Source organism: Clostridia bacterium (genome assembly GCA_028698525.1).
Lineage (GTDB): Bacteria > Bacillota > Clostridia > JAQVDB01 > JAQVDB01 > JAQVDB01.
The window spans coordinates 1-12208 of sequence record JAQVDB010000009.1; the positions used below are offsets into that span (position 1 = coordinate 1).

The 12208-nt window shown below is 36.3% G+C and carries 10 protein-coding genes; all 10 read right to left on the reverse strand.

Annotated elements, in window-relative coordinates; all coding sequences use genetic code 11:
- Nucleotides 1–113: 113 nt before the first annotated feature.
- Complete coding sequence (locus tag PHP06_02180; protein MDD3839363.1) at nucleotides 114–596, reverse strand: metallophosphoesterase; 483 nt, start codon at nucleotides 594–596, stop codon at nucleotides 114–116.
- Nucleotides 597–608: 12 nt separating this feature from the next.
- The gene (locus tag PHP06_02185) at nucleotides 609–1208 is read right to left on the reverse strand and encodes an XTP/dITP diphosphatase (GenBank protein ID MDD3839364.1); all 600 of its coding nucleotides are present in this window, start codon (nucleotides 1206–1208) and stop codon (nucleotides 609–611) included.
- The gene (rph, locus tag PHP06_02190) at nucleotides 1201–1953 is read right to left on the reverse strand and encodes a ribonuclease PH (GenBank protein MDD3839365.1); all 753 of its coding nucleotides are present in this window, start codon (nucleotides 1951–1953) and stop codon (nucleotides 1201–1203) included. Before rph ends, PHP06_02185 begins: the two co-directional genes overlap by 8 nt.
- Before the next feature lie 117 nt (nucleotides 1954–2070).
- Nucleotides 2071–3096 carry a GerMN domain-containing protein gene (locus PHP06_02195; GenBank protein MDD3839366.1) on the reverse strand — a complete coding sequence of 342 codons (1026 nt, stop codon included), beginning with the start codon at nucleotides 3094–3096 and terminating at the stop codon, nucleotides 2071–2073.
- 70 nt (nucleotides 3097–3166) lie between these two features.
- A complete protein-coding gene (locus PHP06_02200) occupies nucleotides 3167–4171 on the reverse strand; it encodes an AIR synthase family protein (protein MDD3839367.1) in 1005 nt (334 codons plus the stop codon).
- A gap of 155 nt (nucleotides 4172–4326) precedes the next feature.
- Nucleotides 4327–5751, reverse strand: a complete 1425-nt coding sequence (gene gatB, locus PHP06_02205; protein MDD3839368.1) for an Asp-tRNA(Asn)/Glu-tRNA(Gln) amidotransferase subunit GatB — start codon at nucleotides 5749–5751, stop codon at nucleotides 4327–4329.
- A gap of 14 nt (nucleotides 5752–5765) precedes the next feature.
- Nucleotides 5766–7229, reverse strand: coding sequence for an Asp-tRNA(Asn)/Glu-tRNA(Gln) amidotransferase subunit GatA (gatA, locus tag PHP06_02210; protein ID MDD3839369.1), 1464 nt, complete (start codon nucleotides 7227–7229; stop codon nucleotides 5766–5768).
- Between the two features lie 36 nt (nucleotides 7230–7265).
- The gene (gene gatC, locus PHP06_02215; GenBank protein MDD3839370.1) at nucleotides 7266–7553 is read right to left on the reverse strand and encodes an Asp-tRNA(Asn)/Glu-tRNA(Gln) amidotransferase subunit GatC; all 288 of its coding nucleotides are present in this window, start codon (nucleotides 7551–7553) and stop codon (nucleotides 7266–7268) included.
- Nucleotides 7554–7609: 56 nt separating this feature from the next.
- A complete protein-coding gene (ligA, locus tag PHP06_02220; GenBank protein ID MDD3839371.1) occupies nucleotides 7610–9622 on the reverse strand; it encodes an NAD-dependent DNA ligase LigA in 2013 nt (670 codons plus the stop codon).
- A gap of 23 nt (nucleotides 9623–9645) precedes the next feature.
- On the reverse strand, nucleotides 9646–11787 hold the full coding sequence (pcrA, locus tag PHP06_02225; protein ID MDD3839372.1) for a DNA helicase PcrA: 2142 nt from the start codon (nucleotides 11785–11787) through the stop codon (nucleotides 9646–9648).
- Nucleotides 11788–12208 lie beyond the last annotated feature (421 nt).

Genomic DNA, 12208 nt, shown 5'->3' on the forward strand with positions numbered 1-12208 from the left:
GATACAATAGACTGTGCTCATGATTCTTCTCCGTTTCTGTTTATTATAGTGATTAACATTATAACAGAGAAGCTCTCATGAGCATTATTTATTTAATTGTGTTTCATTTAATTTTACAACTCGCCTAATTTTATTATGCTCGGTATTACTTTTCCCTTTTTTATTTCAATTATTGCAAAGGTCCCTTGATTGCTAAATCTAGGTTCTGATACACTTCCAGGATTTATAAACACTGTGGTTCCGTTATAAAAAATTTGTGGAATATGTGTATGTCCATACAATACAATATCAGCTTGAATTTCTAATGCTTTATAAACAATTAGTTGCTCGCCCCATTTTATCCTGTATTTATGCCCGTGGGTCACAAATATCTTATTACCTTCAACATGTAAAATCTCCTCATCTGAAGCATCATAACCAAAATCACAATTCCCTTTGATAAGAATTATATCCTTGTATTTTCTTGTATTCAATGACTGAATATCACTATAGTGATCACCTAAATGTATCAATTTATCCACTTTTGGCATAGCATCCAATGCCCTTTTTAAGAAAAAAATTTTTCCGTGGCTATCGCTTACAACTCCTATTCTCATTTACAAAACTCCTCATAAAACAAAACTATCCAAAATAAACCTTCTTAATTTTTTTAATGCAGCTGCCCTATGGCTAATTGAATTTTTCACATTGTCTGGTAATTGGGCAAATGTTTTATTATATGGCGGCCATACAAACACCGGATCATATCCAAAGCCATTTTTACCTTTAGGCACATTTGATATATATCCCCTACATTCTCCTTCTACAGATATTATTTTACCATCTGGTAAAGCCATAGTCATCACACATCTAAATCTAGCTTTCCTGTTTTCCCATTCTACTCCTTCCATCAGTTTTAAAAGTTTTTCTATGTTCTTTTGATCGGTAGAATTTTCTCCCGAAAATCTAGCAGAATATATTCCTGGCTCATTATTCAAATATTCAACCTCCAAACCTGAATCATCTGCTATAACAGGAGAGTCAGTATATCTAGATACAGTTTTTGCCTTGATTGTTGCATTTTCCTCAAAGCTAGTACCGTTCTCTTCAATCTCTATATTTATTCCCAATTGATCCATAGAAGTAAAAACAATGGGAATGTCATGAAAGAAATTCCTTATTTCGTTTAATTTTCCATCATTAGAAGTGGCAACGATAAATTCAAGCATTATCAGTCATCCCTATTTTATTTGCTATAGCTCCTAGAGCATTTTTTTGTACTTCTATAATTTCCTTTACTCCTTTTTCCCCTAAATCTAATAAATCTAAAAGTTCGCTACTAGTAAAAGGGCTTTTTTCACCTGTCCCCTGAATCTCAATAAATTCACCATTCCCAGTCATTACTATGTTCATATCCACCTTTGCATTGGAATCTTCAAGGAAACATAGATCCAGAAGGGGTTGTCCATCTACTATGCCCACACTTATGGCAGCAACATAATCTGTCACTGGTATTGTATCAATTAAACCCTTTTTTTGCATCTTATCCAATGCATACATCATGGCTACATATGAGCCGGTAATAGATGATGTTCTAGTTCCCCCATCAGCTTGGATTATATCACAATCCACCCATATCGTCCTTTCACCCAGTTTTTTCAGGTCTACTATAGAACGTAAGGCTCGTCCAATTAAACGCTGAATTTCATGGGTTCTGCCCTCTATTTTGCCCCTTCTGGATTCTCTTACCTTCCTTACTTTAGTAGAGGCAGGTAGCATTGAATATTCACTGGTGATCCATCCCTGACCGGTACCTACTAAAAATGGGGGAACTTTTTCTTCTACGGTAGCAGCACATATCACTTTAGTGTCTCCTGTCTCGATGAGCACTGAACCATCTGAATATTTTAAAAAATGTGGAGTTATTTTAACTTTTCTTATCTCATTATTTTTTCTTCCGTCTATCCTGTCCATAGATTTCTCCTCCTTTTTATGGAAAACATATACAAGACAGGCCGCCGGAATATGTAATATATACCAACTGCGGTAACACACATACCAGCAGTCTGTCTTAATACAGGGAAAATAAAACTAATATTCGTTAGCAAAGGTAGGTACCGAAAATGTATCATTATCACTTTCTAATTCTTGGCCTTCTACCAATATCTTTACCTCTTTTATATCTCCAAATTCTTTCACAGTCAATACTATGGCTTTAATAGCCCTCTCCTGCGCTTGCTTATCTTCCCCAAAATTATTAAATTCTTTAGAAAAATTAATATATGCTATGCCGTCCTTGACTTGAACTCCCAGCAACTTTGTACCTTCAGGTATGCCCGATTTAAGCTCTGAATCAGAATCAGGTCCTTTTATTATCTCCTCAATTGCAGATTCAATATTTGGTTCTAGTGTTGCTACTATTTTGGTAACAGGTACAAAATATTCGAAATCCGGATTAGAATCATTATAAAAGTAGACCATCAAATTAGAGGCTTGATCAGAATCACTATAACTATCTGATTGAACATTTATAACCTCTCTTGTCAAGGGAGCACTAATGTCAGTACCATAAGTCAATTCTTTAACTCTTTCTCCTTCTATAATGAGTTCTACCTGATCTATAGTGGGAAACTCAGTCAATGTATACACTATCGATTGTACTATACAATTTTCTTCGGCTGCACTTGAATAATTCATAAAATTTTTATTGAAGTCTATCCTGGCAAGATTTCCTGTATCGGGTATTATTGCCATTCCCAATATTTCAGTACCTTCTGGAAGTGTGGGGTATAATCCCATTTCTGCAGCCTCTTCCCTTATCACAGGTTCATCTATCAACGCATTGATAGCCTTTTTCGCTATCCCTTCTTCCCAAGGTATTTTTCTCATTACCGGAACTAAATAACCATGTTTATCCTGATAATACAAGACAGTAGAACGAAGACCATCCTCATCCTGCATTGTCTCATCCAAGCCCTCTTGTTCTTCTTCCTGCACAATATCTTCAGTATCGTCTTTACCAAACAACGATTTAAGTGGATTTTTACAACTTGTCAAAAGAATACATAACAAAATCAAAATAATTACTGATAGTACTACCTTGTGCTTGTGCAACATCCTGCTTCCCCCTTACTAATATTCTTGTTACAATTATATTAGTAAGAAATTGATAGTATGTATAAACATGTTAACATTTAACCAATTTTTTCACTTTTCCTTCTACCTTATAAATCTCATCTTTATCCGGTGGCATGAGCTCTAAATACTCTCCATCTCCTGTCTTTATCCTTTTGCTGCTATCTAAAATCTTCCCAATAACGTTGCATTCTATGCCATTCATCTTTAGAATGCTGATTATACGCGTACAATCTGCTGCTGTTATCAACATGCTCCCACTTGAAATCAGTCTATATGGATCAACATTTAGGAAATCACATAATATTTCTGTTTCCCGGGCAATTTTTATATCATCCTTCCATAACTCTATACCCACCCCTGATGCTTCAGCTATTTCCCAGGCAGCCCCATATACGCCCCCTTCAGTGATGTCATGCATTGCAGATACATTTTCTTTACCGCAAATAATGCCTTCCTTGACGACGCTTATTCTATCCCTGAATTTTATAGCAGAATCCAATACGTCAATATCGATATGACTTGATAGCCCTCTATAAAAATCAGAGGCAATAATAGACGTACCTTCTATACCTGCGGTTTTAGTCATAATAACATAATCACCGGGTTTTGCACCTGAGCTTGTTATCAAATTCTGCTTATTTCCCTTCCCTAATACTGTCGATACAATCACTACTTTGTTTACCACGTCGGTGACTTCGGTATGACCCCCTATTATGTCTACATCTAATGCTGTCGCTGCATCATTGATATCCATCATTATATCCTGTATCATCTCAAGGGTTGCAGTAACAGGTACCATCATTGTAACCAACATTGCTACAGGCTCAACACCACAAGATGCCACATCATTACAAGAAACATTGACAGCTAAAAAACCCACACCTTTTTCAGCCCCTGTAATAGGGTCTGAAGAGACAACGCATACTTTCTGACCAAAATCAACTACTCCACAATCCTCTCCCACCGCAGGGCCAATCAATATATCGTCCCTCTTCTTGCTCAGCCCTGAAAGTATTTTCTTTAAATCATCATTTGATAATTTGCCAGGTTTCATTATTATCTCCCCTGTTGAAATTCTCTATTTTATTATAATCGATCAGTTTCATACATAGCTACATTGTTTTTTAAATTTAATATTATCTGACTATATTTTACTATACTCTATATAATAACCAAGTTCAATTCAAAAAAAGAGGAGAATACTCCTCTTTATTGAAGCTGTTCCCTGATCAATTTATTTACCATCTGAGGGTTAGCTTTTCCTCTTGTGGCTTTCATAGTCTGCCCTACTAAAAATCCTATCGCCTTTTGCTTCCCATTCCTATAATCTTCAACTGATTTGGGGTTATCCTCCAATACTTTTGCAATTATTTCCAAAAGTTCTCCCTCATCGCTTATCTGAACAAGTCCTTTTTCTTTAACAATATCACCTGGATCTTTACAAGTTTCAAACATATCCGACAATACTTTTTTGCCTATGTTACCGCTTATTGTGCCTTTATCTACCATCTTCAGCAGGTCTACTAATTGTTTAGGTTTAAAAGGGATCTCATCCGGCTGCTTGTCTTGCTCTTTTAATATCCTGAGCACTTCTCCCATAATCCAATTGCTTACATTTTTAGGATTGTCATAGCCCTCCATACACTTTTCAAAAAAGTTTGCCAATGCTTTTGATGAAGTCAGTATATCAGAATCATAATCAGGCAATTCATACTGGTCTACAAATCTTTTTTTCTTAACTTCCGGCATCTCTGGAAGATCCTTTTTTATCGCTTCAATCCATTCGTCTTCTAGTTCTATCGGAACCAAATCAGGCTCCGGAAAATATCTATAATCATGGGCTTCTTCCTTTGACCGCATGGCAAAACTCTTGTTCTGGGAATCATCCCATCTCCTAGTCTCCTGGCTTATACTGCCCCCGTCCTGCAAAACTTTTATCTGCCTGCCGCTCTCATATTTTATTGCGTTTACAAGAGACCTAAAAGAATTAAGGTTTTTCATTTCTGTCCTAGTTCCAAATTCAGGCTGACCTTTTTGTCTTACAGAAAGGTTTACGTCAAACCTCAATGAACCTTCTTGCATCTTGCAGTCTGAAACTTCAGTGTACTCCAATATGGATTTCAGTTTTTCTGCAAAAACTCTAGCTTCCTCCGCACTTCTTAAATCCGGTTCTGTAACAATTTCTATCAGTGGAACCCCACCTCTATTATAATCCGCAAGTGAAACACCTGGCTTTTCATGCAGCAATTTACCTGCATCTTCTTCTATATGAATTCTAGTTATTCCAATGGTCTTTTTTTGTCCATCTACCTCTATCTGAACGCTACCATCTTTACAAATAGGCAAATCATACTGCGAAATCTGATATGCTTTGGGCAGATCAGGATAGAAATAGTTTTTTCTATCCATTTTGCTCAATCTCGATATATCACAATTTAAAGCTATTCCAGCCCTTACAGCATACTCCACTACTTTTTTGTTTAATACCGGCAATGTGCCAGGCATGCCAGCACAAATAGGACAGCAGTGAGTATTAGGCTCTCCACCGAACTCAGTGGTACATTCACAAAAAATTTTAGTCTTGGTATCCAGTTCTACATGTATCTCCAAACCTATCACAGTCTCAAAGTCCATATTTAACACCGCCTTTATACTAATGATGGTTTATGCTTATGAAAGTCTGTAGCTTGCTCAAAAGCATAAGCCGTTTTTATAAGTGTATACTCATCGAAGGGTTTTCCCACAATCTGCATCCCTACAGGTAAACCCTTACTGTCAAATCCACAGGGAATTGATATGCCCGGCAATCCTGCCATATTTAAAGATATAGTACATATGTCCTGCATGTACATTTCCATAGGATTGTCATTCTTTTCACCTAGCTTAAATGCCGTTGTCGGTGAGGTTGGACATATAATAACATCATAATTTTCAAAAGCTCTATCAAAGTCTTGCTTTATAAGGGTCCTGGCTTTAAGGGCTTTTAGATAATATGCATCATAATATCCAGAGCTCAACACATATGTACCAAATATTATTCTTTTCTTTACCTCATCTCCAAAACCAAGACTTCTTGTCTGATTATACAAATCCAAGAGATCGTCATATTTTTCAGCCCTAAACCCGTACTTGACTCCGTCAAACCTAGCTAAATTAGAGCTCGCTTCTGCTGACGAGATAATATAAAATGCAGATAATGCATATTCAGCACTTGGAAGTGAAAACTCTTGATAGTCTGCACCCATATGCTTTAAAAGTTCAATAGATTTTAATACTGCCTGTCTAACTTCCGGATTTATTTCGTTTCCAAAATATTCTTTAGGCACACCTATTTTTAAGCCTTTTATATTTTCCTTTAATGCCTTTCTAAAATCAGGATGCTCAACCTTTGCAGAGGTAGAATCACGCTGATCTTCTCCTGCTATGGAATTTAAAATAATGGCACAATCTTCAACATCTTTGGAAAGCGGACCTATCTGATCCAAAGAGGACGCAGACGCTACAAGACCATATCTTGATACAGAACCGTAGGTAGGCTTCATACCTACTATACCGCAATAAGAAGCAGGCTGCCTTATAGAACCACCTGTATCTGAACCTAATGCAAAGTACGCTTCATCTGCTGCCACGGCAGCTGCAGAACCTCCGCTGGAACCTCCGGGCACCCTGTCAGTATCCCATGGATTCCGGGTAACCTTAAAAGCTGAGTTCTCGGTAGAAGAACCCATTGCAAATTCATCCAAATTTGTTTTCCCTATTAGAACTGCGCTCTTTTGTTTTAATCTATCAACAACGGTAGCATCATAAGGAGGAACAAAGTTTTCCAACATTTTCGATGCACAGGTGGTCTTTATTCCTTTAGTAATGATGTTGTCCTTGAGAACAAAGGGTATGCCTGTCATATCATCGCGTTCTGAATCGGATGATATTAGTTTGTCAGCCTCTTTTGCAACATTTAATGCGTTTTCTTCACATTTTGTAAGAATAGCATCTGTTTTGCTTTCTACTTTTTCAATTCTATCTAGCACTGATTGTGTTAACTCAGTGGATGTTATTTCTTTTTTGTTCAACAGATCTATACATTCGTGTACTGTAAGCTTATATAATTCCAAATCTATACCTCCATTCTTTTGTGGTTATACTAATTTTTATTCAACTATTCTCGGTACTTTAAAACACCCATCTTCACTTTTGGGAGCATTAAACAGCATTTCATCTCTATCAGTTGAAGGACCAACTTTATCCTCTCTAAACACATTTTTCATTTTAAACACGTGTACTGTAGGCTCAACGTCTTGAGTATTCAATTCGTTTAATTTATCCATATAGTTTAACATTTCATCTAAATCGTGGGTAAACTTTTCTTTTTCAGACTCGCTTAATATTAATCTGGATAACGATGCCATGTAATCTACATCTTTTTTTGTGATCTTCATTTTTCCATTCCTCCTTTATCCTATTTATTTTACCATGTCTACAAAAATACACAAAATCATTTTATCATATTTTCAAATTCCTGTTCGTTTATTATTTTCAATTTTGGGTTTCCGGATTGTGCGATAATATTTCTGGCTTTTTCCAGCTTGCTGCCGGGATTTTCACCGGCTAACACATAATCGGTTCTTGAGCTAACACTGCCCGATACTCTGCCGCCTAGCCTTTCTATTATATCCTTTATTTGATTTCTTTTATAGTTCTTTAGTGTTCCGGTAAGTACAAATATATTCCCTTCAAGATTTTTATCTATAGCTTCATTTGTATCTTTAAATTCCATATTAACTCCGGCATATTTTAGCTTATCCACAAACTCTCTATTCTGTGTTTGCTTAAAAAAAGTAATAATGCTTTTTGCCATCTTTTCTCCTACTTCGTTTATTGAGATTAGCCTATCATAGTCTGCCCCCTCCAACTCTTGCATGCTCCCAAATTCTTTTGCTATCACATATGCCGCTCTAGCACCAATAAAAGGTATGCCTAAAGCAAATATTATATTGTTTAACTCTCTATCCTTGCTGTTTTCTATTGAATTCAATAGATTGTTTACCGACTTTTCTGCCATCCTTTCAAGGCTTATTAAATCCTCAAACTTTAGATAATAAAGGTCTGCTGCAGATGATATTATTTTATCATCAACAAGTTGATTTACAATTGCAGGACCCATTCCTTCGATGTCCATCGCATCCCTTGAAGCAAAATGTATTACACTTCGTTTCAATCTTGCAGGACAATCAACTCCCGTACATTTAGTTGCAGCCTCCCCCTCCGATCTGAAAGTATCCGCACCACACACAGGACATTGTGAGGGCATACTGAATTTTTTTTCTTGTCCTGTCCTTTTGTTCTCAATTATTTTCACAACTTCCGGTATCACATCCCCGGCCTTTTGGATTATTGCAGTATCCCCTATTCGTATATCTTTGCTATTTATATAGTCTTCATTATGGAGAGTAGCCCTTTGTACAACAGAACCTGCCAGCCTCACCGGTTCAAATACAGCCGTAGGCGTTAAAACTCCCGTTCTGCCCACCTGCACTATTATGTCCTTTATCACTGTCTGCTTTTGCTCTGCCGGAAATTTATATGCAATTGCCCATCTGGGAGCTTTGCTGGTATTTCCCAGCATCTCTCTTTGTTTTAATGAATTTGTTTTTATAACTATGCCATCTATTTCATAAGGCAATTCCGACCTCTTTTCCGACCAATAATCACATAAGTCTATCGCCTCATTTATCGAACTGCATAATGTATTATGAGAATTTATTTTAAAACCCAAACGTCTCATATATTCCAAGCTCTGGTAATGGGTATCAAATTCAACACCCTGTATCCTCTGTACATTGAATATAAATATATCCAAAGGCCTAGCTGCAGTTATAGACGGGTCTAACTGTCGCAAGGACCCTGCTGCTGCATTCCTAGTGTTTGCAAAAAGTGGTTCCTCCTTGTCTTGACGCAGTTTATTTAACACTTGAAAATCACCTTTAGACATAAAAACCTCTCCCCTGACCTCTATATCCACTTTTTCATTGAGCACTAAAGGTATACTTTTGATGGTTTTTATATTTGAGGTTATATCCTCTCCCGTTCTTCCATCACCTCTGGTAGCCCCTCTCACTAGTTTTCCATCTTGATATGTAAGTGCAACAGACAAACCATCCATTTTCAGTTCAACAACATATTCAATATCTTCATTCAATGCCTGCCTTACCCTTCTATCAAAATCCAACAATTCCTTTTCACTGAATGCATTGGCTAGACTCAAGAGTGGCACACTATGTACAACAGGCTTGAACTCTTTCAAAGGTTGCCCTCCAACTCTCTGTGTAGGAGAATCTTCAGTTATAATATCCGGATACTTCTGTTCAAGCTCTATTAACATTCTCATCAGCTTGTCATACTCAGCATCGGATATTTCCGGTTGGTCAAGTACATAATACCTATAATTATGGTAGTTTATCTGTTCCCTCAGTTTTTTAGCTTGATTTGTAATTTCTTGGGAAACCATGATTTTCACCTCCATTAAAATATTTATATTTTCTTAATAGGAGCATAAAAGGCTACCAGCTTTTTTACACCTAATCCATCAAAGGCAATGTTAATTTCAGTGTCTTTGCCTTGCCCGTTTAATCCAACCACTGTCCCGTTACCGAACTTTTTATGAATCACTTTTTGTCCTACCTGGAAAGAATCCTGGTATTGCTCTTCCTTCAGGATTGTTTCGTTCTCATCATTGCCATTATCGCCATTTCCCCTATTAGTAAGATTTTCAGGTATCTCATTGATAAATCTGGATAAGGTATTATAATTAGTCTTTCCAAATATCGTTCTCTGTCTAGCACATGTCATAAATAGCTCTTGCTGTGCCCTGGTTATTCCAACATAACAAAGCCTTCTCTCCTCCTCCAGCTCGTCTTCTTCAAAAAGGGATCTTACATGAGGGAATATGCCTTCTTCCATACCAATTATAAATACAACCGGAAATTCCAGGCCTTTGGCACTATGCATGGTCATCAATAAGACACCATCTCCTCCCGCATCCACCGTATCAATATCGCTGACAAGTGCTATATTTTCTAAAAAGTCCTGTATATTCCCTTGTTCTTCTCCCTGTTCATATTCTTTAGCCGCAGATATAAATTCTTTTATGTTCTCCAGCCTGACCTCTGCCTCCTCCGTCTTTTCAGCCATTAATTGTTCTTTATATCCGGTCTTTTCAATTATGTATTCTATCAGTTCAGAAATTGTACCTGTCTCTTTTATTGCCATGAGTTCTATTATAATATCCTTAAATTGCTCTATTGATGATATAGCTCTTTTTGTCAAACCGTCAATCTTTTCACAATCCAATATGGCAGAAAAAAGACTGCCATCACTTGAGGCTGCATATTCCTGTATCCTGCTTATAGTCTTTGCTCCTATCCCTCTTTTGGGTACATTTATTATCCTCAAAAAACTCACATTATCCAAGGGATTTACTATTACCCTTAAATATGCAATAAGATCTTTTATTTCCTTTCTGTCATAAAACCTTAAACCACCTACCATCCTATATGGCATTTTATACTTCATCAATGCATCTTCCATAACCCTAGATTGCGCATTTATTCTGTATAGCACAGCAAAATCAGAGTATTTGAGAGACTGTTTATCTAGTTTTTCCTTTATGCTTTGGCATACATATTCAGCTTCATCCTTTTCATCGACTGCTTCATATAATACTATCTGCTGCCCTCTTCCATTTGATGTCCACAGCCTCTTTTTCTTCCTGGAATAATTGTTTTTTATCAGATTATTAGCTGCGTCCAAAATAGTTTGGGTAGACCTATAATTCTGCTCCAACTTAATAGTTTCAGATTCAGGAAAATCCTTTTCAAAGTCGAGTATATTTCTAACATCGGCTCCTCTCCACCCGTATATACTTTGGTCGTCATCACCTACAACACAAATATTTCTATGCTTTTCAGATAAAAATTTTACTAATTTATATTGTGCGGTATTTGTATCCTGATATTCATCCACCATTAGGTATCTGAATTTATTCTGATAATATTTTAAAACATCAGGATCTGTTTCAAATAGCTCAACTGTTTTCATAATCAAATCATCAAAATCAAATGCATTGTTTCTCTGCAGCTTTTGCTGATATAGTCTATAAATTTCTGCTAATTTTTCTTTTCTAAAATCCCCTTTGCTCTGCTGTGCAAACTCTTGATAATTTATCAGGGTATCCTTGATATTGCTTATATTGTTTTTCACTGATTTAGGAGCGTAATATTTTTCGCTTATATCTAATTCTTTTATGCACTCTTTTACCAGAGTCAATTGATCTTTTGCATCGTAAATTACAAAGTTATTATTATATCCTATTTTATCAGCATTTCTCCTGAGAATTCTTACACAGAATGAATGGAATGTGCTTATTGTAACAAAGTATCCCAATTCTCCTACTATGTTCGCAACCCTTTCTTTCATTTCATCTGCCGCTTTATTTGTAAATGTAATAGCTGCTATATTTGAAGGGTTAACACCATGTTCTCCGATTAAATATGCTATCCTATAGGTCAGAACCCTAGTCTTTCCCGAACCAGCGCCAGCTAAAATGAGCAAAGGCCCCTCGGTCTTGCGAACAGCTTTTGCTTGCTGATCGTTCAAAATCTTGTTTAAATCCATTCTATACCTCCATACTTTATGTGAAGCTTTTTATATTTATCATATACTTTGTATATATTATCATATACTACAACAAATCCAGTGGTACAATAGAATATTTATTGTTGCTATACTAATTTTAATATATTAACCCTATTTAGTACAGCCATTAATATTCTAGTTTTATACTTTGTATTTACGGAACCTGGTATATATAAGTTCCTGTTGAGTAGTTTAAAACAAGACACAAGGGGACGGTTCTTCTGAGTCATAGGGAAAGCTAAACTTGGTTTAGGTTGCATATGATATCCAGTATTGCTGTATTTTAAAAGTAACATCTTATTAAAATATCACATAAATCTATATTCCGTAGCAATACTATTCACATACATAGTAATATGTTATCATCTATTATGGAATGCATTCAACAAATGATAAGATG

Bases quoted from the DNA above. Each gene is read 5' to 3' on its own strand.
- PHP06_02180 (MDD3839363.1), bottom strand. From the start codon at position 596: ATGAGAATAGGAGTTGTAAGCGATAGCCACGGAAAAATTTTTTTCTTA.
- PHP06_02185 (MDD3839364.1), bottom strand. From the start codon at position 1,208: ATGCTTGAATTTATCGTTGCCACTTCTAATGATGGAAAATTAAACGAA.
- rph (MDD3839365.1), bottom strand. From the start codon at position 1,953: ATGGACAGGATAGACGGAAGAAAAAATAATGAGATAAGAAAAGTTAAA.
- PHP06_02195 (MDD3839366.1), bottom strand. From the start codon at position 3,096: ATGTTGCACAAGCACAAGGTAGTACTATCAGTAATTATTTTGATTTTG.
- PHP06_02200 (MDD3839367.1), bottom strand. From the start codon at position 4,171: ATGAAACCTGGCAAATTATCAAATGATGATTTAAAGAAAATACTTTCA.
- gatB (MDD3839368.1), bottom strand. From the start codon at position 5,751: ATGGACTTTGAGACTGTGATAGGTTTGGAGATACATGTAGAACTGGAT.
- gatC (MDD3839370.1), bottom strand. From the start codon at position 7,553: ATGAAGATCACAAAAAAAGATGTAGATTACATGGCATCGTTATCCAGA.
- ligA (MDD3839371.1), bottom strand. From the start codon at position 9,622: ATGGTTTCCCAAGAAATTACAAATCAAGCTAAAAAACTGAGGGAACAG.
- pcrA (MDD3839372.1), bottom strand. From the start codon at position 11,787: ATGGATTTAAACAAGATTTTGAACGATCAGCAAGCAAAAGCTGTTCGC.